The sequence below is a fragment of the uncultured Lutibacter sp. genome, from assembly GCF_947495725.1.
In the GTDB taxonomy this organism is placed as follows: domain Bacteria; phylum Bacteroidota; class Bacteroidia; order Flavobacteriales; family Flavobacteriaceae; genus Lutibacter.
Map to the genome: position 1 here is coordinate 379,691 of NZ_CANLZZ010000003.1, position 24,323 is coordinate 404,013.

The 24,323-nt window shown below is 28.2% G+C and carries 24 protein-coding genes; 10 read left to right on the forward strand and 14 right to left on the reverse strand.

The window, feature by feature from the left end:
- Nucleotides 1-47 precede the first annotated feature (47 nt).
- The 3 genes from Q0776_RS08650 to Q0776_RS08660 are packed head-to-tail and all read left to right on the forward strand — an operon-like array spanning nucleotide 48 to nucleotide 5,280.
- Entirely contained in the window at nucleotides 48-4,463 is a 4,416-nt protein-coding gene (locus Q0776_RS08650; protein WP_298367118.1) for an efflux RND transporter permease subunit, read from the forward strand.
- A gap of 5 nt (nucleotides 4,464-4,468) precedes the next feature.
- Entirely contained in the window at nucleotides 4,469-4,654 is a 186-nt protein-coding gene (locus tag Q0776_RS08655; RefSeq protein ID WP_298367120.1) for a helix-turn-helix domain-containing protein, read from the forward strand.
- A gap of 23 nt (nucleotides 4,655-4,677) precedes the next feature.
- Nucleotides 4,678-5,280 (forward strand): TetR/AcrR family transcriptional regulator, encoded by a 603-nt coding sequence (locus Q0776_RS08660; protein WP_298367122.1) that lies wholly within the window; start codon nucleotides 4,678-4,680, stop codon nucleotides 5,278-5,280.
- A gap of 124 nt (nucleotides 5,281-5,404) precedes the next feature.
- Here Q0776_RS08660 and Q0776_RS08665 read toward each other — a convergent pair whose 3' ends face one another.
- Genes Q0776_RS08665 through Q0776_RS08675 form a run of 3 tightly spaced genes read right to left on the reverse strand, consistent with a single transcriptional unit; the run spans nucleotide 5,405 to nucleotide 10,067 of the window.
- Complete coding sequence (locus tag Q0776_RS08665; RefSeq protein ID WP_298367124.1) at nucleotides 5,405-6,673, reverse strand: cytosine permease; 1,269 nt, start codon at nucleotides 6,671-6,673, stop codon at nucleotides 5,405-5,407.
- Nucleotides 6,666-7,703, reverse strand: coding sequence for a hypothetical protein (locus Q0776_RS08670; RefSeq protein WP_298367126.1), 1,038 nt, complete (start codon nucleotides 7,701-7,703; stop codon nucleotides 6,666-6,668). The genes Q0776_RS08665 and Q0776_RS08670 overlap by 8 nt, the downstream gene beginning before the upstream one ends.
- Nucleotides 7,704-7,712: 9 nt before the next feature.
- Complete coding sequence (locus tag Q0776_RS08675) at nucleotides 7,713-10,067, reverse strand: TonB-dependent receptor (protein WP_298367128.1); 2,355 nt, start codon at nucleotides 10,065-10,067, stop codon at nucleotides 7,713-7,715.
- Nucleotides 10,068-10,187: 120 nt separating this feature from the next.
- Here Q0776_RS08675 and Q0776_RS08680 point away from each other — a divergent pair, with 120 nt between their 5' ends.
- Nucleotides 10,188-11,417 carry a hypothetical protein gene (locus tag Q0776_RS08680; RefSeq protein WP_298367129.1) on the forward strand — a complete coding sequence of 410 codons (1,230 nt, stop codon included), beginning with the start codon at nucleotides 10,188-10,190 and terminating at the stop codon, nucleotides 11,415-11,417.
- Here the strand turns inward: Q0776_RS08680 and Q0776_RS08685 are convergent.
- The 6 genes from Q0776_RS08685 to Q0776_RS08710 are packed head-to-tail and all read right to left on the reverse strand — an operon-like array spanning nucleotide 11,410 to nucleotide 17,546.
- Nucleotides 11,410-12,741 (reverse strand): DUF58 domain-containing protein, encoded by a 1,332-nt coding sequence (locus Q0776_RS08685; protein ID WP_298367130.1) that lies wholly within the window; start codon nucleotides 12,739-12,741, stop codon nucleotides 11,410-11,412. The two genes, Q0776_RS08680 and Q0776_RS08685, sit on opposite strands and share 8 nt — an antisense overlap.
- Before the next feature lie 35 nt (nucleotides 12,742-12,776).
- Entirely contained in the window at nucleotides 12,777-13,760 is a 984-nt protein-coding gene (locus Q0776_RS08690) for a MoxR family ATPase (protein WP_298367132.1), read from the reverse strand.
- Nucleotides 13,750-14,955: a DUF4350 domain-containing protein gene (locus tag Q0776_RS08695; protein ID WP_298367134.1), complete on the reverse strand. Its 1,206-nt coding sequence runs from the start codon at nucleotides 14,953-14,955 to the stop codon at nucleotides 13,750-13,752. Before Q0776_RS08695 ends, Q0776_RS08690 begins: the two co-directional genes overlap by 11 nt.
- 1 nt (nucleotide 14,956) lies before the next feature.
- The gene (locus tag Q0776_RS08700) at nucleotides 14,957-15,697 is read right to left on the reverse strand and encodes a DUF4129 domain-containing protein (protein WP_298367135.1); all 741 of its coding nucleotides are present in this window, start codon (nucleotides 15,695-15,697) and stop codon (nucleotides 14,957-14,959) included.
- A 3-nt stretch (nucleotides 15,698-15,700) separates the two neighbouring features.
- Nucleotides 15,701-16,591, reverse strand: a complete 891-nt coding sequence (locus tag Q0776_RS08705) for a hypothetical protein (RefSeq protein WP_298367136.1) — start codon at nucleotides 16,589-16,591, stop codon at nucleotides 15,701-15,703.
- Nucleotides 16,581-17,546, reverse strand: a complete 966-nt coding sequence (locus Q0776_RS08710; RefSeq protein ID WP_298367137.1) for a stage II sporulation protein M — start codon at nucleotides 17,544-17,546, stop codon at nucleotides 16,581-16,583. Before Q0776_RS08710 ends, Q0776_RS08705 begins: the two co-directional genes overlap by 11 nt.
- Nucleotides 17,547-17,653: 107 nt before the next feature.
- Here Q0776_RS08710 and Q0776_RS08715 point away from each other — a divergent pair, with 107 nt between their 5' ends.
- The 4 genes from Q0776_RS08715 to Q0776_RS08730 all read left to right on the forward strand — a co-directional run bounded on the left by Q0776_RS08715 (nucleotide 17,654) and on the right by Q0776_RS08730 (nucleotide 20,608).
- The gene (locus tag Q0776_RS08715; RefSeq protein ID WP_298367139.1) at nucleotides 17,654-18,373 is read left to right on the forward strand and encodes an RDD family protein; all 720 of its coding nucleotides are present in this window, start codon (nucleotides 17,654-17,656) and stop codon (nucleotides 18,371-18,373) included.
- A gap of 143 nt (nucleotides 18,374-18,516) precedes the next feature.
- Nucleotides 18,517-19,131 carry a trimeric intracellular cation channel family protein gene (locus Q0776_RS08720; protein ID WP_298367142.1) on the forward strand — a complete coding sequence of 205 codons (615 nt, stop codon included), beginning with the start codon at nucleotides 18,517-18,519 and terminating at the stop codon, nucleotides 19,129-19,131.
- A complete protein-coding gene (locus Q0776_RS08725; protein ID WP_298367145.1) occupies nucleotides 19,131-19,766 on the forward strand; it encodes a CoA pyrophosphatase in 636 nt (211 codons plus the stop codon). The genes Q0776_RS08720 and Q0776_RS08725 overlap by 1 nt, the downstream gene beginning before the upstream one ends.
- A gap of 35 nt (nucleotides 19,767-19,801) precedes the next feature.
- Nucleotides 19,802-20,608, forward strand: coding sequence for a lysophospholipid acyltransferase family protein (locus Q0776_RS08730; protein WP_298367147.1), 807 nt, complete (start codon nucleotides 19,802-19,804; stop codon nucleotides 20,606-20,608).
- Nucleotides 20,609-20,652: 44 nt separating this feature from the next.
- Here Q0776_RS08730 and Q0776_RS08735 read toward each other — a convergent pair whose 3' ends face one another.
- Nucleotides 20,653-21,123, reverse strand: coding sequence for a Dps family protein (locus Q0776_RS08735; RefSeq protein ID WP_298367149.1), 471 nt, complete (start codon nucleotides 21,121-21,123; stop codon nucleotides 20,653-20,655).
- 117 nt (nucleotides 21,124-21,240) lie between these two features.
- Between Q0776_RS08735 and Q0776_RS08740 the strand changes: the two genes are divergently transcribed.
- Nucleotides 21,241-22,185 carry a LysR substrate-binding domain-containing protein gene (locus tag Q0776_RS08740; protein ID WP_298367151.1) on the forward strand — a complete coding sequence of 315 codons (945 nt, stop codon included), beginning with the start codon at nucleotides 21,241-21,243 and terminating at the stop codon, nucleotides 22,183-22,185.
- On the opposite strand, the gene Q0776_RS08745 is transcribed toward Q0776_RS08740, so the two are convergent.
- On the reverse strand, nucleotides 22,182-22,394 hold the full coding sequence (locus Q0776_RS08745; RefSeq protein ID WP_298367153.1) for a hypothetical protein: 213 nt from the start codon (nucleotides 22,392-22,394) through the stop codon (nucleotides 22,182-22,184). The genes Q0776_RS08740 and Q0776_RS08745 overlap by 4 nt on opposite strands.
- Nucleotides 22,395-22,514: 120 nt before the next feature.
- On the reverse strand, nucleotides 22,515-22,781 hold the full coding sequence (locus Q0776_RS08750) for a hypothetical protein (RefSeq protein ID WP_298367155.1): 267 nt from the start codon (nucleotides 22,779-22,781) through the stop codon (nucleotides 22,515-22,517).
- Nucleotides 22,782-23,253: 472 nt separating this feature from the next.
- On the opposite strand from Q0776_RS08750, the gene Q0776_RS08755 reads away from it, so the two are divergent.
- Nucleotides 23,254-23,619: a hypothetical protein gene (locus tag Q0776_RS08755; RefSeq protein ID WP_298367157.1), complete on the forward strand. Its 366-nt coding sequence runs from the start codon at nucleotides 23,254-23,256 to the stop codon at nucleotides 23,617-23,619.
- A gap of 20 nt (nucleotides 23,620-23,639) precedes the next feature.
- Here the strand turns inward: Q0776_RS08755 and Q0776_RS08760 are convergent, their stop codons facing one another.
- Nucleotides 23,640-23,885 (reverse strand): hypothetical protein, encoded by a 246-nt coding sequence (locus Q0776_RS08760; RefSeq protein ID WP_298367159.1) that lies wholly within the window; start codon nucleotides 23,883-23,885, stop codon nucleotides 23,640-23,642.
- Nucleotides 23,886-23,888: 3 nt separating this feature from the next.
- A complete protein-coding gene (locus tag Q0776_RS08765) occupies nucleotides 23,889-24,290 on the reverse strand; it encodes a MaoC/PaaZ C-terminal domain-containing protein (protein WP_298367161.1) in 402 nt (133 codons plus the stop codon).
- Nucleotides 24,291-24,323 lie beyond the last annotated feature (33 nt).

The window sequence follows — 24,323 nt, forward strand, 5'->3', positions numbered from 1 at the left end:
TTCAGGTTGAAGAAAGGTTAGAAATTAAAATCGAAAAAGACAAAACAATGAAAAAACCAAAAATAAACTTTATAGAGGCAGCAATGAAAAACCGTCAGGTTACTATTACATTGACTGTTTTATTAATGTTCTTCGGGCTTTATGCAGTACTCACAATGCCACGAAGTGAAGATCCAGAAATTGTATTTAATCAAGCATTGGTAGTAGCTGTATATCCAGGAGCTGATGAACTCCAAGTAGAGGAACAAGTTACCGATAAAATAGAACAGTTTTTATTCAGTTTTGAAGAAATAAAAAAAGCTAAAACATATTCAAGAACCAAATCCGGACAAGTAGTAATTACCGTTGAATTAAATGATAATGTAAAAAATAGAGATCTGTTTTGGTCAACTTTACAACACGGTTTAAATACAACCTTCAGGTTAAATTACAACTTACCTCCTACTATCATTGGGCCCATTGTAAACAGTAACTTTGGAGATGTTGCAGCTCAAATGATTACAGTTGCTGCTCCTGGAAGAAGTTATGCTGAAATGAAAACGTATCTTGATTTGCTAGAAGATGGAATAAAACTGATTCCTGAAACGTCTAAAATTAACCGTTATGGTGAACAAGAAGAACAAATTTATGTAACGCTTAACAACGAAAAATTAAAACAATATGGCTTTGATATTACAACCATAGCTAAAATAATTAGTACACAAAATTCAACTTCCTATTCGGGAAATATTACACTTCAAAATAACGATGTTTCGATTTTCGCCAAAAATCAATATAAAACTATTGCTGATATTGAAAATCAAATTATTTACAGCACCCCAGAAGGGAAGGTAGTTCGTTTAAAAGATATTGCTTTGGTTGAACGTAGATATCAGGAAGAAGAAAGCTTTATACAAGTTGACAATCAACGAGTAACAATGCTTTCGGTTGAAATGCAACCAGGAAACAACATTGTAAAATTTGGTGAAAAAGTAGAAGAAAAAATTGCTATAATTGAAAATAAACTTCCAAGTGATGTACAAATAAAAACTATCGTTAATCAACCTGAAGTTGTAAAGGAAAGCATCAATCACTTTATGCTAGAATTTATAATTGCAATAACGGCTGTAATTATTGTTGTTATTATTCTATTACCTTTTAGAGTGGCAATTGTTTCGGCTTTGGCTTGTCCTATTTCTATCTTAATCACCTTCGGAATATTAAACATTCTTGGAATTCAAATTCACCAAGTAACATTAGCTGCCTTAATTATCGTGTTAGGAATGATTGTAGACAACGCCATTGTGGTAGTTGATAATTATATTGAAAAATTAGATGAAGGAACCGAACGCTGGACAGCTGCATGGCAAGCTGCAACACAGTTGATGATTCCTATTTTTACAGCAACAGCAGCTATTATTTTTGCCTTTGTTCCGTTAGCAATTTTCTTAACAGGTTTATCTGCTGATTTTATTATTTCATTACCAATTGCAGTTGCTGTAGCATTGTTTACTTCATTTTTAGTAGCAATTTTACTAACACCTTATATGTGTTACGTTTCCATTAAAAAAGGATTGAAACACAAAGTAACCTACAGACCTCCAAAACTTTCTGTTTTAGATCGCTTACAAAAATTCTATAATAATTGGCTAGATTACAGCTTTAGATATCCCAAAATAACCTTAAGTATTGGTATTTTATCTGTAGTAATCGCCATAATTTTAGCAAGATCTACCGAACAAGAATTATTTCCTTTTTCAGAAAGAAATCAATTTAATTTAGAAGTTTGGCTACCAAACGGAACTAGTTTAGAGGAAACTGAAAAAGTTGTAAACCAAATAGAAACAAAAATTAAAACCGACGAACGCATTACTAAAATTGCGAGTTTTGTTGGAACAAGTTCACCTCGTTTTCACGTAACTTATGCACCTGAAGTTCCTCGAAAAAACTTTGCGCAAATCTTTATCACAACTATTGATAATGAAGCAACTAATGAGATAGTACAAGAATATATTAAAGAATTTGAAGACTATATTCCTGATGGTTACATTAGAGTACGCCAATTATCCATGAAAAGCGCTTTGGCCCCAGTTGAAGTTAGAATTGTAGGCGATAATATTAACAACCAAAAGAAAGTTGCCGAACAAGTTAAAACCATTCTTGAAAATACAGAAGGAACAAATTGGGTGCGTACAACTTATCAAGATGATTATTATGGTGTAAAAATTAATTTAAATGATACTAAAGCAAACCGAGTTGGTGTAACCAATGAAATGGTAGCACAAACTTTAGGTGCTGGATTAACGGGTTACCCTGTTTCAACTTTATATGAAGGCGATAAACCAATTGATATTCTATTGCGTTTAAATGCTGAAAATCGAAATAACATTCAGGATATTGGAGAAATATCAATTTCCACTTTATACGGAACAAAAGTTCCTTTAAAAGAAATTGCAGACATTACACCTGAATGGCATACAGGAGTAATTGCTCGTAGAAATGGGTTACGAACTTTAACGGTTCAGTCTGAAGCTCAAAAAGGAATAAAAGCTGCTACAATTTTAAATAATATAGACGCTGAAATTCAAAATTTAGAATTGCCTAACGGCATCGATATTCATTATGGAGGCGAGTACGAAAGTTCTGCTGAGACTATGCCTCAAATGGGAATGTCGTTATTAGTGAGTTTAATTCTAATCTTTATGGTTTTACTATTTCAATTTAAAAACTTCACAAAAGTAATGATCATCCTAGCAACATTTCCTTTGAGTTTGTTAGGTGCATTCCTTGGTTTAAAATTAACAGGAAATCCATTTGGATTTACAGCTTTTATGGGGATTATTAGTTTAATTGGTATTGTAGTTAGAAACGGAATTATACTTGTTGATTATGCCGATGAACTAGCAATTAAACACAATTATTCTATTAAAGGAGCTGCAAAAGCTGCAGGAAAACGAAGAATGAGACCAATATTTTTAACCTCTGCAGCTGCCGCTGTTGGAGTAGTACCAATGATTGTTGGTAAATCGCCACTTTGGGCGCCATTAGGAAGCGTATTAGCTGTTGGATTAATAATTTCTATGATACTTACCTTATTTGTAGTGCCAATTCTGTATTACAAATTTGCTAATAAAGAATATCCTAAAAAACACCCAAGACCTGAAGATGATGAAATTTTATACAAACCTAAAAGTAGAATTGAAAAATTAAAATTGAAATTAGCAAAACTAGCTCCAATATTCTTTATGTTATTTGCAATCCATTTTACAAATGCACAAGAACAAACTTATAGTTTAAATGCTTTTAAAACTTTGGCTATTCAAAATAATAAAAAAGTTGTACAAGCACAGCACAATTTAGATGCTGCAAAAGCTGCTGAAAAATCTGCAAAAACATTAAACAAGCCGAAATTAGATGCGAGCGTCTATGGAATTTATATAGATGAAGTTCCAATGGATATCATTCCTAATTCAGATTTATATTCTTCCATTGGAGTTACTCAAGTGTTGTATGCTGGCGGACGCATAAATTCCGGTAAAAAAATGGCTTCAAAAGCTGTAAACATTCAAACGTCTCAAAAGAAATTGACAGATAGCGAAGTATTATTAAATGTTGAAACTACCTACTGGCAATTGGTAAATTTAAAAGGTCAAGTTGAATTGGCTAAGAAATATAAGAAGTTATTAAATGAATTATTGACTGATTTAACCAATTTATATGAAGCCGGAATTATTTATAAAAACGACTTGTTAGAAGTTCAAGTTGAAGCTAATCAAGCTGAATTAAACTTAACAACAGCAAACGATACTTTCAAAATTTTAAAATTAAGTTTAGCACAACAAACTGGATTAGAAACCATTGATTTTTATGTTGAAGATTCTATAAATGAAGCCACGTTTTTTATTGAAGAAGAATCAACTGAAAATGCTTTAAAAAATCGCCCAGAAATTGCAATGCTTGAAAACGCTGTTGAAATTGGCGACTTACAAACCGATTTACTAAAAGCTGAACGCAAACCATCCTTGGGAATTAATTTATCAGGCGCATATTTGTATGGTGATAATTTGAATGCCGCTGCAGAAGAAAACCATATAACCAATTTTGTAGGACTAGCTAATTTAAGTATTCCCATTTTTGATTGGGGAGGACGCAAACAAAAAGTAAAAGAGCAACAATATAAAGTGGAAGCTCAAAAAGCACAATTGGAAGAAACCAAAGAGTTAGTAGCAATTGAAATTCAGAATGCCTATTTAGAGATGAATCAGGCTTTAAAACGAATTGAAATTGCTCAAAAATCGTTAGCTCAGGCTGATGAAAATTTAAAATTGAATCAGGATAGATTTGAAGTTGGAACGGTTAAAGGTAGCGATGTTTTAGAAGCTCAAGTACTTTGGCAAAAAGCAAACTCGAATTTAATTGATGCTAATGGAAACTATCATATTAAAAAAGCATTTTATTTAAAAACAACTGGAAATTTAAAATAAGTTTTATGGATTCAACTAAAAAAGATTTGATTTTACAAACTGCTTTAGAATTGTTTTCAGAATATGGAACACAACAAACCACAATGGATGCTATTGCCAATGATTGTGAAATTTCAAAAAAAACAATTTACAAGTATTTCAACAATAAATCTGATTTAATAAACCGAGTTTTCGAAACTTTAAATATTTAATATAAATCTAAAAATTAACTATTATGGAAGACAGCACTAGTGAAATAATTATTGAAACTGCCAGCAAAAAGTTTAGACAATATGGTTTACATAGTTTATCTATGGATGATTTAGCAAAATTCTGTGGCGTATCAAAAAAAACCATTTATAAGTATTTTCAGAATAAATCTGATTTAATTGATACTATTTTAGATAAAAAAATTGAATTTTTAAAAACAGATTTTGAAGAATTACATTCAGTTTCAAAAAATGCCGTTTCAGAAATGTATTGCTTTTTAAATATGATAAATGATTTTGCAAATGATTTACCTACTGCACTTCATAGAGATTTAAAAAAGTATCATTTAAACCTATTTGTAAAGTACAACCATGTACAAAATGATGTTTACAAACCTTTTATTGTAAGAAATTTAGAAAGAGGAAAACAAGAAGCTTTATACAATAATGATTTTAATATAGAAAATATAACAAAATCTATTTTAGATGTAATTGATATGATTTTTATTGAAGGGTTAAGAAATGATAGAGCTTCTATAAAAACAGTTGAGTTTTTTGAAAATATGCTCATTCACAAAATTGCTACCATTAAAGGTTTAAAAAAACTAAATGCCTTAATTGAAGAATAATATTTATTATTAAGTTTATTGTTTAAAAGAAGTTAAAAGAATAAAAACTATTCTTTTAACTTCTTTTTTATATGTAAAACGTGATTTTCTGAAGAAATACAAGCAAACTCTTTTGAGTTAACGATTATTTTAAAAAAAATAATTCCTTTCGCTTAAAGAACAAATAAAATAATCCTCCTAAAATAAAAGAATCTATAAAATATGCTTGTGTGAGTTCAAACACTTCCAAATATGTAAAAACCGTAATTACCGAACTCAAAACCCAACTAAATAACGCCGGTGATTCCCATTTGTTTAAATTACCTAAATCATATTTTTGTTTTTTTATCCAAAAGAAATGTATAAAATAAATTGAAGATATTGATGGAGCTAAAATTCCTAAAAATTCCAGAAAATCAAAAAGATATTGAGCAAAACCCAAAAGCGCTAAAATAGTTCCAAAAACACTAGATAAAATAGCAACCAATTTGAAACTCCATTTTTTGTTTATTGTTGCAAAAGTTAAACTTGCCGAATATAAATTTGTAGCGTTAGTTGTCCAAGTGGCTATAAAGAGTAATAAAAAAGCAGGAATAACCAAATTGTACTGCTCCATAATTTTAATAATATCTACTTCTCCTGTTGTAATTGAAGGTACGGCACTTAAAATAAGAGCCAATGGCGTACCAATTGTAAGCCCCAATACTGCTCCTAAACTTTGTTTATCAGTTTTTACAAATCTTGAAAAATCTGCCATTAATACAGGAAACAATATAGCTGCTCCAACTAAAATTGATGTTGCATCAAAAAGTGTCATTGTACTTTCTTTTGGAACATAATTAAAAAGTTGTTCCCAAGGATTTTCCAATTTCTCTATAGAAAGATAGAAGACATATATTAAAAAACCCGTTAAAATTGGAATTGAAATATTTGCAAGTTTTTCTATACTTCTTATACCATAAACAGTTGTAATTGTTATAAATACACTAGTTACAATAATTATAAGTTCTTTTGAAACTTCAACTTTAAATGTACTTATGGTAGTATCAAAAATAGCAATTGCTAAAAGTTCAAGAGCAACAGCAAACCAACCTACCAAAGTAACTCCAAATATAAAATTTACAATTTTAGCTCCATATTCTCCAAAACTAAAATGCAAAATCATATAAGTAGATAATCTTGAACGATTACCTATTAAAGTGGTAGCCATACACATTATAGTTAATACTAATGTTGACACTCCAAATGCAATAAGTGCTTTTTTAAGACCTAAATTAAGTGCTATTTCTGAACCTAAAAATAATGTAGAAACTGATAAGCCAGTACTTGCAATTATTAAAGCAACAACCCAACCTGAGACAAAATCTTTTGGTTGAACCTTAGTAGTAGCATATTGATCGCCTTCTTTAGACATTTATATTTTTTAAAAGGTTTTCGGCTAAAGGTCTTAAATCTTTATGACAAACCTCACCATTATCTGTTATTTGTACATCATCTAAATAAATGCTTGTATTAATAACAACACCATCAAAATGAGATTTAGCTTCTTGACCTAACGGAGGCATATCCATTGCGCTTGTATGTCCAAAACCAAAATCAACTCCTCCCCAAATTCTTTCATCTTCAACAAGTTCATGTGTTAATTTGTTTACTTTTGGATTTAATCCTAACATATTATGAGATATCTTATACATATTTTTATCATTGAAAGAAACTAAATATTCTTTAAATCTTTCTGCGGCTTCACCTCCTATTACTTCTGTAATATTTCCTTCTTTTAATTTAAATTTAATTTGGCTATTCTCTTCTGAATGTTGCAAATGATCAAAAACAATAGTTCCATTCATACTATTTAATTTAGGAACAATATTTACAAACCCCGGTGCGGTTCCAAATTTAGGCTTTGAAAAATCTCCATCATCATAATCAAATGCATAGTTTAGGTCTATATCATATGAAACATCTGTACCATTTTTGCTTGTTATGCGTATTTTTTTTGACGCCATAACCATATCCGTAACTTTAACTAATAAATTTTTAAGTGATGCAATTTCATATCCCGTAAAAACTCTATGCAATGATTCTACAGAACTGTCTGCAATAATTAAATAGCGTAATTTTTTATTTTCTTTCATTGCTGTTTCCCAAATATCTGAATACAATAACACTACCGAATTTGCTTCAATCCAAACATCTGCTTTACAAAGTGCTGCCGTTAATGATTCTGAAGGCCAATCTTTCATTCCGGCCTGACTATCTTTTTCTGCTTTTGGTATCCACATTAATAATGGAAGTCCGCCAACATCTTGTGTTGCTTGCGCTAATGCTTCTACTATTTCTCTTTTTGATCCTAAATCTACTGTAATGGCTACCGTTTCACCTTTCTTTACCTGAAACATTTCTTCAATTAATACCTTTGAGAAATGTGCTGTTTTTGATTGCATAGTACTTTCTTAAAATTTAAATGAAATTGATGTTCCAACAGTTAATGGTTGTCCTCTCCAAGCTACATCATCAGGACTTCCAACAAATTCTCCTGGTGAAAACTCTTGATAATATTGTTTATCTGTTAAGTTTTTACCCCATAATTCTAATTTCCAATTATTGTATGTTAATCCAATTCGAGCATCTAATAATGAATAGGCATTTGTAGTATGTGCATCTAAATTGCTTTCATGAAAATATGTTTTTCCTGTAGTGTCAAGATTTAAAAAACCGTTGAATTTTAATTCGTTGGTTATATTAAATGAAGATTCTAAACCAACTGCAAATGTACTTATTGGTACAAAAGGAGTTTTATTACCATTGTATTTGGTATTATCTGTTACATCTCCATTATCTCCACCTGTTTTACCTCCATCTACTATTTCAGCATCTGTAAAACCATAATTTGCAAATACATCTAAAAAGTTTGTTAGTCGTGCTCTTGACTCTAATTCAAAACCAAAAACCTTCGTTTCATTATAATTATAAACTCCTGCAATAAACGTTTCTAAGTCTAAAATATACTGTTGTTGGTTGTTAAGTATTGAACTAAAAATTGATCCGTTGAAAATTAAACGATCATTCATTGAAGTAGTTTTAAACCCAAACTCATAATTATCGGAAGTTTCATCATTAAATTCTCTATCAAATAAGTTTGTTGCTTGTGCATTAAAACCTCCATTTCTATATCCTTTACCATAATTAGCATAGAATAATACTTTATCCGATGCTTGGTATGATAACGAAACTTTTGGTTGAAACTCATTATTATCTCTATCTGAATTGGTTACAAATAAAAAGTCATCTTGTTCAAATTTATCTATATCATATCTAAATCCTGCTGAAACCGTTAGTTTCTCTGTTAATTTATAGTCCCCAAATCCAAACAAAGCTATTGTTTGTGTTTCATTTAAATAATCTGCTGTATCATCTTCAAATGGCCCACCAAAATCAACACCAACACCTGTGTTTGCATAATAATCTTTTTCAATTTTTTGGTAGAACCCACCTAAACTCCAATTAAATTTAGTTTCAGAATTTGTGTTATTGATTCTAATTTCTTGATTAAAGGTTTTGGTTGTAATATCTTCGGTTTGGGTTAATCCATCAAGTGATAAAAAATCTAAATCTCCAATTGTTGAACGCTCAACTTTATTTATAGATGTAATACTTTGTAACTTTACATTACCTAAATTATAGTCCATTTTGAAATTACCATAATTGTTAATCATATCCGATTTTCCTATAACATCAGCGTCTATAACATTATTTCCATCTTTAGGATTTGGATCTAATATACCTCCAGTAAATTCTCCATCAGTTCCAATTGGGTTTACAGAATAGTAAGTTGCACCTCCATCAATTTTAAAATGTTGAAGCGTAGCAGAAATTGTAAAATTATTAGAAACTTTAGCTTTAATTTGACCTCTTATGTTGAAATTTTCAGAAAAATCTACTTTTTCGTTCAAAAATTCATTTGTTAACAATCCGTCAATATTCTTATACTGCGTAGAAAATCGATAAAAAACTTTATCTTTTGTTATTGCTCCCGATGATACGAATTGTCCTTTAAAATATCCTCCATTACCAATTCCTAATTTCACTTTATTTGTAAGCTTATTAGTTGGATCTTTAGAGTAAATATTAACTGCTCCACCAATGGCATTTTTACCATATAACGCACCTTGTGGGCCTTTCACAACTTCAACCAAAGCAATATCGTACAAATCTTGACTTAATAAACTTGGATCTGGTATGGTTACTCCATCAATTACAAAAGCCAAGGGTGCATCTCCTCCTCTAACTTGTGGAATACCTCTAACTGTAATAAAGTTTAAACCTACAGCTTGTGCTGTATTAAATTTTAAATTGGGCACTAAACTGGAAAAAGAACTTACATCTGAAATTCCTGCATTTTCAATACCTTCCGAATTTAAAGCCGTAACAGATTCTGCCGTATTTTGAATTGTTGCTGTACGTTTTCGAGATTTCCCTATTACACCAGAAAATCCTTTAATGGTTACTTCTTTTAAAGATTGCGACGATTCTTTTAAAACGACTTCTATTTGATTTTTACCTTTTACGTTTATTTCTAATGTATCAAAACCAACAAAAGAAAATGTTAAAATAACATCATTATTTGAAACTAAAATTTGAAAATTCCCGTTAAAATCAGAAATTACACCCGTTGAAGTTCCTTTTTCAATAATATTTGTTCCGGGAATTGGTTCTCCTTTTTCGTCAATTACTTTTCCAGATATAGAAATTTGAGAAAACCCTATAGTTGAAAGTAATAAGAATATGATTATAATGTTTTTTTTCATGTCCATAATTATTTCTAGTTTGAATTAATTTACGACCAAAGTAAATTATTAATAATATATTTTTATTCATTCTTAATATTAAAAATATTTTTAATAATTTTATTATATAAATAGGAATTTATGAAAACTCAATCAAAATCGCTTACATTAACAGCACATTACTTTGAAATTATTCTAAATAATATACACAACAAATTTCTAAAAAAGCATAATCTTCATAAATTACCAAAAAACTTCCAGCTATATGGCTATGGAGCTCATAATGAAAATAAACCAAGTTTAAAGAATGATTTTGAAGAAATTGGTTCAGAATTTATCAATGGAAAATACCTTTATGACAAATCTAGAGAATTAGAAAAAGGAAAAATTCTTATTAAATTAAATAGTTTTTATAAATCAACTATACTTTTATATTTAGGTTATAATGATATTAAATCATTTCTTGATGATAACACTTTATCCGAAAAAGAATTAGAGAAGCAACTTTCATTAATATCGGATCATAATGAAAACATTACTTACTATTATTTAAACTATTATTTTGGAGAAGACAATGTAATATTAAAAGGACAAACAATTATTTCAAATAATTGGAAGAAACTTCGACATATATTTTTATATCCGCTTGAAGATGGAACCATAAGAGAACATCACAGTAATGGAACTATTAGTAGAGATGGCGATACTATTAGTATAAAAACAAAAACATTATCAGATGGTAAGTATATTGATGGCGCAAGTGAAATTTACTATGTAGGTCACAAAGCACTTTCTAGTATTAACTTTTTGGTTGGAACTTACTGTAATTTTGATGTGTATAATAATACCGTAGCAGGTAGGTCTATTTTAGAAAAATGTGAAAGCGAAGAAGAAATGGAAGAAAAATCTAATTCGCCTTACATACCTCCATATATTGCACAAGAAATAAGAGATAAACGAATTGTTAATAGTAGAGTTGTTCCTAAAAATTCGTTGGAACTATCTAATAACAGCCCGTACGCTTCATTGTATGGTAAAATTCCAGGTTATTATAAAATTATTTTTGAATTTGGTGATGGTTTTAAAGAAACACTTGAATTTAAATTATTACCAACAAATTTTAAAATAGAAACCTTAACTGAAAACGTTTACATCGATAAGGATAGAATTGAGCTGATTAACAAAGGATCCGTTATAAACTTTAGATTTGCTTTTTCTGGAATTATAGCTTTGGAAAGAGTAAATATTTACTTTAAATCTTATTATTTAAAAGGAAATGTAAACACTCAAAAAGGCGTGTTTAGCGGAATTGACAATGAAAATAGACTTGTTAATGGAACTTTAAATATAATTTATAACGAACTTATATAATTCCTTTCGCCTTAAACTCTAAGTATTTATTTATTACGTTTATTGTTAAGTTTTTTGGCTTTGTTAAAATAGCGTAAATACCATTGCGCTCTAATTCTTTAACAATTAGTCGTTTTTCGAAAGTAAATTTCTCTGCAATTGTTTTATGATAAATTTCTTGAACGTCTTTGGCATTATTGTTTAACAACTGGTCTAATTCTGTATTTTCAAAAAACACTACAATTAATAAATGATTTTTTGAAATAGCTTTTAAATATGGTAATTGTCGGTTTAAACTAGAAATATGCTCAAAATTTGTATAAATAGTTAACAAACTACGCTGTGCAATCTTGCGCTTTATAAATGCATATAAATAGCCAAAATCCGCATCGGTATATTTTGTTGTAATATTATACAAAGCATCATTTATGGTATTTAAATGCGTTCTTTTATTACTCGCAGGTATAATAGTATCCACTTTTTTTGAAAAAGTTATTAATCCAGCTTTGTCATTTTTTCGCAATGCAATATTTGAAAAAGCTAGAGTTGAATTTATTGCATAATCCAACAATTTTAACTCCTCAAATGGCATTTTCATAACACGACCCAAATCAATAATTGAATAAATAGGTTGTGACTTTTCATCTTGGTATTGATTTACCATTAATTTAGATTGCTTAGCAGTAGCCTTCCAATTAATAGTTCGAACATCATCACCTGCTATGTAGTTTTTTATTTGTTCAAATTCTAGAGTATGACCTATTCTCCTTATTTTCTTTAAACCAAATTCTGTTAAACGATTACTCATAGCCAAAAATTCATACTTTTTCATCTGAATGTATGAAGGATAAACAGCTACCATTTCATTTTTATGAAAAACAGTTCGTTTTGCAATAATTTTTAATGGAGATGAAACATATACATTTAAATTACCAAAATGATACTCACCTCTTTCAACTGGTTTTACTTCATATTCGAAATTATAGTTTTCTGAAGGGTTTAATTTAGCTAGATACTCAAAATCTCGTTTTTGAAATTGTGAAGGTAACTCATCTATAATTTTAGCTGAAATTTTAAAACCATAATTATTTTTTAAAGTTATTGGAACCGGATTTTCATCTGAATTTGAAAACTTTTCAGATAAAATACGTCTAGCTTCAATTCCTTTAGTTTTTTTGAATAATAAAAAAACATCAGCAACAACTAAAAACAATAATATTAAAACTAAAAACCAAGCAAGCATATACAATGCAGTAAACCAAAACGAAAGTAAAAAAACAGCCGAAATTATACTGATGTAAACAAAAAATTGTTGATGAAAATATATGCTTTTAATTAGTTTCAAATGTATTTTTTTATAATAAAACCTTAGTTAATTATTTATCTTGGAACTTCTACCGATTGCAAAATCATTTCAATTACTTTATCTGCCGTCATACCTTCCATTTCACGTTCTGGCGTTAATATAATTCTATGACGCAATACTGGGTAAATAACTTTTTTAATATCTTCTGGAATTACAAAATCTCTACCATTTATTGCAGCCCAAGCTTTAGATGAATTTAATATTGCAATACTTGCTCTTGGTGAACCTCCTAAATATAAATGCGGGTGATTTCTTGTTTTTATTATTAGCTCTGCAATGTATTTCATAATTTTTTCTTCAACCAAAATATCAAAAATCTTATTTTTATATTCCAATAAATCCGATTCTGAAATTAAAGATGAAATTAATGCTTGAGGCAATGCCCCTTTTCTATCTTGATGTGTTTGAAGTATTAAAAATTCTTCATCCAAATTTGGATAACCAACATCTATTTTAAATAAAAAGCGGTCTAATTGTGCTTCAGGTAAAGCATAAGTTCCTTCTTGTTCAATTGGATTTTGAGTTGCCAACACCATAAAAGGTGGTTTCATTTTATAGGTATTTCCGTCAATAGAAATTTGGCGTTCTTCCATAACTTCAAACAACGCGGCTTGTGTTTTTGCCGGTGCACGGTTTATTTCATCAATTAATACCAAATTAGAGAAAATAGGACCTTCTCTAAATTCAAATTCAGAAGTTTTCATGTTTAAAACTGACGTTCCTAAAACATCACTAGGCATTAAATCTGGCGTAAATTGTAACCTGCTAAAACCTGTATCAATTGTTTTTGAAAGTAATTTAGCTGTAATAGTTTTTGCAACTCCAGGAACACCTTCTATTAACACATGACCATCGGCTAATAAGGCCACAATTAATAAATCAATAAAATTATCCTGACCTACAATAATTTTACCTAATTCTGCTTTAATTTTAATTACAGCTTCTTTTAATTTTTCTAAATTTATTCTACTATCAAAATTCAAATCGTTAGTTTCCATATTGAATTGTTTTTTTAAATTTTTCTATCATTTTATTAAGTTGAATCAATTCATCGCTCGAAATTTCATTTTTAAGATGAATTACATCACAAAACTTAAAAAGTTTTTCAACTTCTTTTAATTCGTTTCCACTTCGCAAAGCGACATAGTTATAAAAATTATCATCAATTGTTGTAGTTGGTATATGTAATTTTGTTCGTACAAATTCTAATAAATAACTAATTTTATGTTCTGCAATATTTTTATGTTCTTGCTTTTCGAAATACATATTAGCAATGGTTTGCGTAAATGCCACCGTTTGGTTTTTTAACGGAGTAATTATTGGAATACTTCGCTGTTTTCTTTTTCCTTCAAAAATTACAAATAATAAAATACCAATTAACGCCATATAATAAGCCCATTTTAAGTGTTTTGAACTTAATAGATATTTTATTGGAGAGGTAATTTTACTTTTTCCTGTTTTATAATACGAATCCCATAAAATTGGAATGTCTTCTCTTAAATAAGATAAAATATTTGCTGCGTGCTGATGATTATTTTCTGATAAAATTGAGTAATTGGTAAAAACCTCAGGAAAAGTATGTAAATAAAAATTACCTTTTCCATATTTAAATTTAACAAAATTTACACCTTCCTCTGTTCTTTCTTCATTTTCGTTTACATATCCCGAAATACCTAAAACTGTTGTATTTATTGTATCTATTTTTGTAAAAACCTGATTTACAAGTGGTCGCTTAAAAGAATACTCTTTTCCTTTAAATGATGTGTTTAGGAGTTTAAAAAATAACTTTTCATCCAAATTTTTACTTATCAATCTTTCGGTTTCAAAATTTAAAGTATCAATGTTCATTCCGTGTGTCGAAATAAAAACATCATTACCTCTATTTACAAAATTCATTAACCTCAAAAATTCATCATCTCCAAAATTTAATTTTTCATCAACAAAAAAATAAGTGCCAACTAATGAAGTATCTTGTAAAAAAATATAAGGCGGAATATTGACTGATGATACTTCTGTTTTTGGAAATAAGGTTTTTAATTCCTTTTTTAAAATATAGGTTCCATAAGGAATTTTATGCTTTGCAGTATAACTTGGAAACCAATTAACTGGTTGTTTTTTTGTGCTTTCAAGATATAAAAACCCTAAAATTAACAGCACTAAAGCAACTATGTATATTTTCGATCTTTTATCCAAATTAGTTTTTATTTATTAATTCTGCTGCCTTTTGAAAATCGGCAACTACTTTAGAGAATTCTATTTCACTAATTTCAAAGTTTCCGTACCATACAAAATCGTACAACCTAGTTAGTTTTTTAAAAGATGTTCCAATTGTTGGTTTTGATATTTCTTTAATATAATCTTCGTTTGTTTTTTGTTGTTCCCAAGCTATTAACTGTTTATTTTCTAATTGTCTTAAAATATTTAAGTAGTAATACCTAATTGCCAGCCTAAAATTTTTCTGTTCTATTGCTTGCGAAATTAATTTTAACAAATCACTTCTTTTTATTAATGCTTCATCTTCTGTAATGGTAACTATTGCTTCGTTAGCAGAATTTGAAACTATTGAGTTTGAATTTACTTTTAAAAAGAATTTTAGGATAAAAAACAATAACAAACCAACAATTATATAAGGTATCGATTTTAAAATGCCTGCAAAAACTCCTTTAGCATATTTCATACCAAAAATCCACTCTAAAAATCCCATAAACTGCCTAACGAGCCAATTAAAAACACGTTCTAAAAAGGTAGGTTCTCTTTCTATTTTTTCTTCTAAATAATCAAAATCTTTATCTAATTTGTATTCATTTAATTTTTTTAAATCAAACTTTTTTTGAACAATAGTACTTTTGTCATTTTTCACCATTAATGAATCCGTTTGAGCATAAATCCCAACGAAAAACATTAAAAAAAACATTAAAATGACTGATTTGTACATTAACTATTCTTCAATTTTTGAGTTACCTAAACTATCAATTTTTTCGAAAGTTCCTGTTAAGTTTTTTTGTTCATTTAAATCGAAATAAATAAAAACTGTAGAAATAAGTGGAATTGAATATAATATAAATTGAAATATATAAGAGCCAATTGTTAAAGCCAAATATATTGGATCTTTAAACATTGAAAATACCGCAGTTGGATCGTCTCCACCCATTGCAGTTCCCATTTTAATAAATTGATAAATCATTGCAGGAATAGAAAATGCTTGCCCTAAAATCATTAATAAAATCCAAACAACTAATAAAACTCCAAAAGTATTCCACCACTCTCCTTTTATTAAGGTAAAACAATGTGAAAATGTATCGCCAACACTTTTATTTTCAAAAACCATTATTGAAGTAGCAATGGAGAACACAGTTCCTAAATATATTCCTGGTGCGTAACAAAATATCATACCAAATACGGTTACAATTGTAATTAAAACTCCTAATCCTAAAAACTTCCATACATTTTTTAGTATATTTTCTTTAACTTCAGAAAATTGAGGTTTCCCATTATTATTTATATAGGATTTTATAAAATATAAGGATGACATTGATAGTAAGGTATACAACAAAATATAAACGAATATAATTCCAAAAACCCAAGAAAATATTTGTGACAAAAAACCAATTGGGTTAGATTCTACTTCGTCCATATTTGTAAATAAATCGGCCATTGTAAACATATACAATACTAAAACCGCTAGTCCAATTAATAAAACAGGTCCAACAATTTTTAATACGGTTAAAAAATACTCCTTCCAATTCTCTCTTATAAATTTAAACGTATCGGAAATAATAGTTCCTAAATCGCGTTCTTTTTTAAATTCTATAAAATTATTATTCTCCATTTACTTTTAATTTATTTAATTTAATTGGGTAAATTATATAGTAGTATACTATAACTGTTAATGATGTTAAAATTATAATAATTGCTAACCAATCTGGCATTTCTGTATGTCTGGTAACAAAACCTTCCAAAAAACCAGCAACAATAAAAAATGGAATTGTACTTACCATAATTTTTAAACCAGCTTTAAAACTTCTTTTAAAAGATTCTAACCGAGTATAAGTTTTTGGAAACAAAAGTCCATTCCCTAAAACCAAGCCTGCGCAACCAGCAATTATTATTACCGAAATTTCTATGGTTCCGTGTATCCATATTGTTCTTGAAGATTCCCAAAGTAGGCCTTTATCATAAAAAAAATATAAAAACGAACCCAACATTATTCCATTTTGCATCATCACATATAAGGTTCCAACAGAAAACAACATTCCAAAAACAAAAGCCATCATTGCCACTTTAATATTATTCAAGGTAATTTGAATAAACATACTACTTTCATCCATTTTTTTATAAACCGCCATTGGATCGCCACTATCTATGTTTTCTAGGGTCATATTTACATAGTTATCACCTAAAATTAACCTAACAAAATCGCCATCGTTTGCTGCAGAATAAGCTCCAATTATTGCAAAAAACAAAAAGGTTACAAATGCTATATATAATTGTTTATGATAAACATAAAATTGAATTGGAAATTCATGTTTAAAAAAATTTACTAATCTATTTTTATTTTCTTTTTTGGTTTTATAAATTTTTTGATGCGCCTTAGAAGCAATTGAATTTAAATATAAAACAGTATTACTTTGAGGATAAAAGGTTTTTGCATAACTTAAATCATCTGTAATTTCAATGTATAAATCAGATAGTTTATCAGGTGAAACTTGCTCTTTTTTTTCAAGAACATTTTCAAATAACAACCATTTATTTTTATTTCTTTTTACAAATGATGCTTCACGCATTTTTTATATTTTTGCTTTTTCAATATAGCAATAAATTATATTGATATTTTTAAGTTAACGAATGTAAAAAATCAATTCGTTTCAGCCAAAAAGATTAAACACTATTAATGGATAATTTTAAAATAGAAACTGCCCAAAACATTACTATTCAACAAAATGTTGCTCCCTTAAGTACTCGTATTGGTGCTTTTTTAATTGATATGCTTATTATTGGAGGTTATTATACATTAATTTTAGTTGTTTTAAATGCCTTAGGGTTTATGCCTACCGAGAATATTTTTGTTTATTATTCAATTGTAAGTTTACCTGTATTCTTTTATAGCCTAATTTTTGAAACTTTAATGAATGGGCAAACTCCTGGTAAATATTTTAACAAAATTAGAGTTACAAAAATTGACGGTTCAAAACCCACATTTGGAAGTTTTTTAATTAGATGGATGTTGCGTTTAATAGACATAACTTTGGCATCTGGTTCTATTGCGTTATTAACTATTTTATTAAATGGAAAAGGACAACGATTAGGTGATTTAGCAGCTGGTACTACTGTAATTACAGAGCGTAAAACGGTATCAATTAATAATACCTTAATTGTTGATTTACCAGAGGAATACACTCCTACTTTCAGTCAAGTTACAATGCTTAGCGACACTGATATTCAAACTATTAAAGAGCTTTATTTAAAAGCGAAAAGAAATGGAAATCACAATACAATAGTTAAATTACACGAAAAAATAATTGATTTAACTGGTATAAATTCAGATTTAAAACCAATTGAATTAATTGATATTGTTATTAAAGATTACAATTATTTCACTCAAAAAATGTAACTAAATCTTTTTTTAAACAACGATTTAAAAACGATTTAATAAATTGATTTTAATACTAATAAATAACTTAAAAAAACTTTGTATTTTTTAAGTTTAAGAATTCCGAACTTAATTATATTTGCTAAAATTTTAACACAACTAAAATGTCCTTTTTTGAAATATTAGATATTACAGCTGTTGTCGCATTTGCAATTTCTGGAGCATTGGTAGCAATGAGAAAAAGATTAGATCCTTTTGGTGTTTTTATAATTGCTTTCTCTACATCTGTAGGCGGAGGTACCCTAAGGGATGTTTTAATAGATAAACCTGTTTTTTGGATTGAAAATGTAATTTACTTTTACCCAATATTAATTGGAGTTTTATTAGCAATATTTTTTAGAAAAAAGTTAAAATATTTAAGTAAATCGTTGTTTTTATTTGATACTATAGGTTTAGGTATATATACAATTGTTGGAACTGAAATAGGAATAGTGTATGGTTTACATCCTATAATATGTATTTCTCTTGGTACAATTTCCGCATCATTTGGAGGAGTAACACGCGATATTTTATGCAACAAAATTCCAATAATTTTTCAAAAAGAAATTTATGCTACAGCTAGTATTGCTGGGGCTATTGCTTTTTTAGTTCTAACACATTATAAAGTTGATGAAACTGTTGCATATATATTAACTTCGAGCATTGTAATAATAATTAGGTTAATCTCTGTAAAATTTAAATTACAACTTCCTACTTTTTATACACATATGATTTCATAATGGATTTTAATAAATTTAAACATATAATTTCAAAAATTGAAACTGCTAAATTAGGTGGATTAGAAGCACAATTTAAATTGGCTCCAGAAATTCGAAGACCTTTTTCTGAAGAAATTATAAATTCTAAAAACCCTAAAAAAGCAGCTGTATTAGTAGTTTTTTATCCAAATAATTTTGGTGAGGTAAACTTTTTATTAACTGAAAGAGCAAGTTATAAAGGCACTCATTCTGCACAGATTAGTTTTCCTGGAGGAAAAGTTAATAATACGGATTACTCTATTAAGCACACTGCACTGAGAGAATCTAATGAAGAAGTTGGTTTAATTGAAAAGGATATTGTTGTTTTTAAAGAAATGACCAATGTGTATATTCCTCCAAGTAATTTTTTGGTAACACCATTTCTCAGTTATTTAAATTACACTCCTACTTTTAAAAAAAATTATGAAGTAAAAGATTTAATTGAAGTAAAATTATCCGATTTTTTAAGTGAAGATGCACAAACTTCAACAACCTTATCTACATCTTATGCTAAAAACATGAAAGTACCTTGCTATAAATTAAACAGTTACATTGTTTGGGGAGCAACAGCAATGATGCTAAGCGAGATAAAGGAACTGTTAAAAAAGTATCATTAATTTTTAGTAAGTTTGTACTAATCAAAACTAACTACATGCCTCTATTTAAACGTAATCCATTTGGACATATTTTATTTCTTAAAAAATGGCTAATTAGATTTTTTGGACTTGTTTCACATGGACGTTATAGAAGATTTAATGATTTAACCATAGAAGGATCGGAAATAATTAGAAGTTTACCCGAAAAAAATGTGTTATTTGTATCAAATCATCAAACTTATTTTGCTGACGTAGCTGCAATGTTACACGTTTTTAATGCTTCTTTAAAGGGACGCGAAAACACCCTAAAAAATGTTGGTTATATTTGGAATCCTAAGTTAAACATATATTATATAGCAGCTAGAGAAACTATGAAAGCTGGACTATTACCTAAAATATTTGCATATGCTGGTTCTATTTCAATTCAACGTACTTGGAGAAGTGCCGGAAAAGATGTAAATCGACAAGTAAAAATGTCGGACATTAGTAATATTGGAGTTGCTTTAAATGATGGTTGGGTTATAACATTTCCACAAGGAACAACAACACCCTTTAAACCACTACGAAGAGGAACAGCACATATTATTAAAACATATAAACCTGTTGTAGTTCCAATTGTAATAGATGGTTTTAGAAGAGCCTATGATAAAAAAGGACTAAATATAAAAAAGAGAAATGTTTTACAATCAATGGTAATTAAAGAACCGATGAAAATTGATTATGAAAATGAATCTTTTGATGAAATAGTTTCTAAAATAGAAATGGAAATTGAACAACATCCATCATTTTTAAAAGTACTGTCTGTTGAAGAATACAAGAAACAAGAAGACGAATTAAACGCCAAAAGAAAGTTTTGGAGTTAAAAAAAAGGGTCACATATGTATGTGACCCTTTTTTTATGTTTCATTTAATTTAACCAAGCATTCAACATCCAAATTGTTTTTTCTTGCTCTCCAATAAAATCACTCATCATAGAATTTGTTCCTTCATCGCTAGCCTCATCAGATTCTGCTAAAATAATTCTTTCAACCTTAAGTAATTCAGAAAGAGAATCTACTACTAATTGAACTGCAATTACATCGTTATTAATATTTTCACCAACCGGGACTTTGGCTAATTCAGTATATTTTTCAAATGTATGTAGAGGTACACCTCCTAGAGTTAAAATACGTTCTGCAATTAAATCAATTTTCTCTTGTGAATCTGTATATAACTCCTCAAATTTAATATGTAATTCAAAAAAAGATTTCCCTTTAATATTCCAATGTAATCCTCTTAAACTTTGATAATACACTTGAAAATTAGCTAATAACTCGTTCAATCCTATTACTAAGTTTTCTGTTTCTTTTTTATCTAAACCAATAATTGTTTTATTCATAATATGTATATTTAATTTATTTTTTATTTCTACACCACAAAAATATTTCAAAAAACATCAATTAAAGTATAATTATAATCGATAGTTTTAATATCTTTATCGTAAATATTTATAGTTATGACAATTACTCAATTAAAATATGTGTTAGCAGTTGCAGAATATCAAAATTTCACAAATGCTTCAGAGCATTGTTTTGTTACTCAACCAACACTTAGTATGCAAATTCAAAAACTTGAAGATGAACTTGATACAAAAATTTTTAATAGAAACAAAAAACCTATTCAACTTACGGAAATTGGAAAAAAGATAGTTGAACAAGCAAAAATTATTGTTGATGAAAGCATTAGAATTAATGATATTGTTGAACAACAGAAAGGATATATAGGCGGTGATTTTAAATTAGGTATTATTCCAACAATAATGCCAACACTTTTACCAATATTTTTGAAAACATTTATAAAAAAATACCCAAAAGTTAATCTAAAAATTGAAGAGCTTACCACAGAAGAGATTGTTAAAAAATTAAGTGAAGGACATATTGATGTTGCAATTGCTGCTACCCCTTTAGAAAATGAGAACATTAAAGAAAAAGTACTTTATTATGAGCCATTTGTAGGCTTTGTGCCTAATGATCACCGTTTACATGATTTGAAAAAGATAGATATTGAAAATTTAAATATTGAGGATATTTTATTGTTAGAAGACGGGCATTGCTTTAAAGAAAGTGTTATTAATATTTGTAGTGCAATTGGAAATAAGAATCAACATTTTCAATTACATAGTGGAAGCTTTGACACTTTAATAAAACTATCCAAAGAAGGATTAGGAATGACATTATTGCCATATCTTCAAACTTTAGATTTAAATGAAAAAGACAAAAAATATTTAAAAGAATTCCAAGAGCCAGTTCCGGCAAGAGAAGTAAGTATTATTTATCATAAATCGCATTTAAAAATACACTTAATTGATGCTCTTAAAAATGTAATTGACGGACTTATTAGGGGTGTAATAGCTTTTAATAATGTTAAAATAATAAGTCCACTGCAAAAAAAAGGAGCCTAAAGGCTCCTTTTGTTATTTTGGACTAGGGTTAAGCATTTTTGAAGTTCTGGTTTAGTTCGAGTAAATTCTTGTAACCAAAAATACAACTCTTTAACTTCATAAGGTAACAACCTTTCAAATGCCTTTTCTAATTCTTTTTTAAATAAATCTAAATTAAAGCTAACTTTTTCGAGTACAGTTTTTGTATACTCAAACATTGCTCTCGCCATAAATTAAAAATTTTAGTTGTTAAAAATAAGAACGTTTGTGGTTTATAATTATTGTACTAATTTACAAAAAAAATAAAACTTAAACGACTTAAAAAAATGTTAATTCTAAAATTTTTAAAATTAAAGATTATTTACTTTTTCAATTAACATACTTGCTTTTTCTTCTAACTCTTTATTAATTGATTTAAAATGAGTTTTATAATTATCAACTTTTTTATTATTAATTTTAGCAACCAACTCATCAAACACTAAAATTGCCTCGTCAATAATTGCCTCTGAAGCCTTTTTATCCGCTTTTGGATTCAACATTTCCCACGAATAACACTCTTCAATAATATCACCTAAAACATAGTTAATATCCTTTTTTAAATTTTTTATACTTGCCATAATAATTATTAATTTTTTACAAATTTACACAATATGTTTATTAACTTTTAATTAATGTGTTTTTTCTTTCCTATTTAAAAAAAATTTATAAATTTGAAGTAATTATGAAAGCATTATTAAATACATATTCAGTTTTATCATCAATTAAGATGATAGCCAAGTCGATTTCAACTTCGATTTGTAATGTCTATGTTATGCATAATTTTAAGCTACAACAGATTCCAGTTACAAAAAGCACTTTCAATAAACATTGAATATAAAATTTAAATATAAAATTTCAAAAAGGTGCTTTTAACAAAAAGCACCTTTTTTTATACAATAAACATTAATTAAAATAGAAAATTATGAAACAATCGAACATTTACCAACAGACAAAAGCCGTCATTAATATGCTATGTAAGCATTTATTAGCATCAACCGTTAAAAGACCAATACCCATACCTATTAGAATAAACCCATAAATAAAAAAGACATGAAAAATTTTGAAAATATAATTGCTATTCCTAAAAAAAGCTTCACTGTAACGTCAAAAGACATCAACAATAATAACGCCTTATTGTCCAATATTTTATATAATGAAATGGAAGGATTTTCAAAAAATACGGTGTTGTCTAAGTCAGATATTGCATCTCCTAACCCTCGTTTATATAAACTTCAAATTTTAAAAAACGCGTATTTAAATGATACGTTGTTATTAAAATCTCAGATTAAAAAATTGAACGAATCTGAACTACACTTATTAGTATCTGTAGAAGTTGAAAAAAATGTAAAAGACAATATTATTTGTAAGGCAGTATTCAAATTTCCACTAAAAAATGAAATTGCAAAAGCATCTTAAAATAATAAGGCTACTTTATTTTAAGTAGCCTTATTAATATATATTTTTAACAAAGAATTGAGTGATATTAATGCCCATATTCCTTCCAAAATAATAAATGGAATATAATTAATTAATATAGAAGCAATACAAGCAATTCCTGCTCCAAAAAAATTCAACAATAAAAAAGGTAAACTATTGTTTAAGATTTTATTGTAGACATTTAATATATAGGCAACAAGAATTAAAGAAACACCAATAAAACCTAACCAATCAGAAAAATTCATAGCTTAATTTTGTAAAATGTGATTACTCAAAACAAAACAGGTAAATATTCCTTCAAATACTAATTCATTTTTAGCATTAACCACCGTAACCGAAACTGGAATTTTTTTCCCATTTGTATCTTCAGTAATTTTAGCAACTGCAGTAATCTCATCCCCTACAACAACTGGTTTTGTAAATTTAACTTCTGCTTTTCCTAAAACTACTGTTGGTTCATTAATTGCAACCATTGCTGCATAATCTGCCAATCCAAAAGTAAAACTTCCATGGGCTAAACTAAATTCATCAACCGCCATTTCACTTGTAATTTTCAAAAATACCGTTGCTTTATTTTTTTCAATAGAAACTACTGAACCAATTAATTTTTCGGATGCTAATAAATGTGTATTTTGTTTAATTTTATTCATATTTAACTTATAAATTATTATTGTTTGGATTGT

Coding starts and splice junctions, on each gene's coding strand:
- Q0776_RS08700 (WP_298367135.1), bottom strand. CDS start 15,697: ATGTACAAATCAGTCATTTTAATGTTTTTTTTAATGTTTTTCGTTGGG.
- Q0776_RS08680 (WP_298367129.1), top strand. CDS start 10,188: ATGAAAACTCAATCAAAATCGCTTACATTAACAGCACATTACTTTGAA.
- Q0776_RS08710 (WP_298367137.1), bottom strand. CDS start 17,546: ATGCGTGAAGCATCATTTGTAAAAAGAAATAAAAATAAATGGTTGTTA.
- Q0776_RS08745 (WP_298367153.1), bottom strand. CDS start 22,394: ATGGCGAGAGCAATGTTTGAGTATACAAAAACTGTACTCGAAAAAGTT.
- Q0776_RS08690 (WP_298367132.1), bottom strand. CDS start 13,760: ATGGAAACTAACGATTTGAATTTTGATAGTAGAATAAATTTAGAAAAA.
- Q0776_RS08705 (WP_298367136.1), bottom strand. CDS start 16,591: ATGGAGAATAATAATTTTATAGAATTTAAAAAAGAACGCGATTTAGGA.
- Q0776_RS08735 (WP_298367149.1), bottom strand. CDS start 21,123: ATGAATAAAACAATTATTGGTTTAGATAAAAAAGAAACAGAAAACTTA.
- Q0776_RS08665 (WP_298367124.1), bottom strand. CDS start 6,673: ATGTCTAAAGAAGGCGATCAATATGCTACTACTAAGGTTCAACCAAAA.
- Q0776_RS08760 (WP_298367159.1), bottom strand. CDS start 23,885: ATGAATTTTTCTGATTGGTTAGGTTTTATTGGTGTTTCTTTAATTCTT.
- Q0776_RS08730 (WP_298367147.1), top strand. CDS start 19,802: ATGCCTCTATTTAAACGTAATCCATTTGGACATATTTTATTTCTTAAA.
- Q0776_RS08720 (WP_298367142.1), top strand. CDS start 18,517: ATGTCCTTTTTTGAAATATTAGATATTACAGCTGTTGTCGCATTTGCA.
- Q0776_RS08670 (WP_298367126.1), bottom strand. CDS start 7,703: ATGCAATCAAAAACAGCACATTTCTCAAAGGTATTAATTGAAGAAATG.
- Q0776_RS08655 (WP_298367120.1), top strand. CDS start 4,469: ATGGATTCAACTAAAAAAGATTTGATTTTACAAACTGCTTTAGAATTG.
- Q0776_RS08660 (WP_298367122.1), top strand. CDS start 4,678: ATGGAAGACAGCACTAGTGAAATAATTATTGAAACTGCCAGCAAAAAG.
- Q0776_RS08755 (WP_298367157.1), top strand. CDS start 23,254: ATGAAAAATTTTGAAAATATAATTGCTATTCCTAAAAAAAGCTTCACT.
- Q0776_RS08740 (WP_298367151.1), top strand. CDS start 21,241: ATGACAATTACTCAATTAAAATATGTGTTAGCAGTTGCAGAATATCAA.
- Q0776_RS08650 (WP_298367118.1), top strand. CDS start 48: ATGAAAAAACCAAAAATAAACTTTATAGAGGCAGCAATGAAAAACCGT.
- Q0776_RS08725 (WP_298367145.1), top strand. CDS start 19,131: ATGGATTTTAATAAATTTAAACATATAATTTCAAAAATTGAAACTGCT.
- Q0776_RS08675 (WP_298367128.1), bottom strand. CDS start 10,067: ATGAAAAAAAACATTATAATCATATTCTTATTACTTTCAACTATAGGG.
- Q0776_RS08715 (WP_298367139.1), top strand. CDS start 17,654: ATGGATAATTTTAAAATAGAAACTGCCCAAAACATTACTATTCAACAA.
- Q0776_RS08750 (WP_298367155.1), bottom strand. CDS start 22,781: ATGGCAAGTATAAAAAATTTAAAAAAGGATATTAACTATGTTTTAGGT.
- Q0776_RS08765 (WP_298367161.1), bottom strand. CDS start 24,290: ATGAATAAAATTAAACAAAATACACATTTATTAGCATCCGAAAAATTA.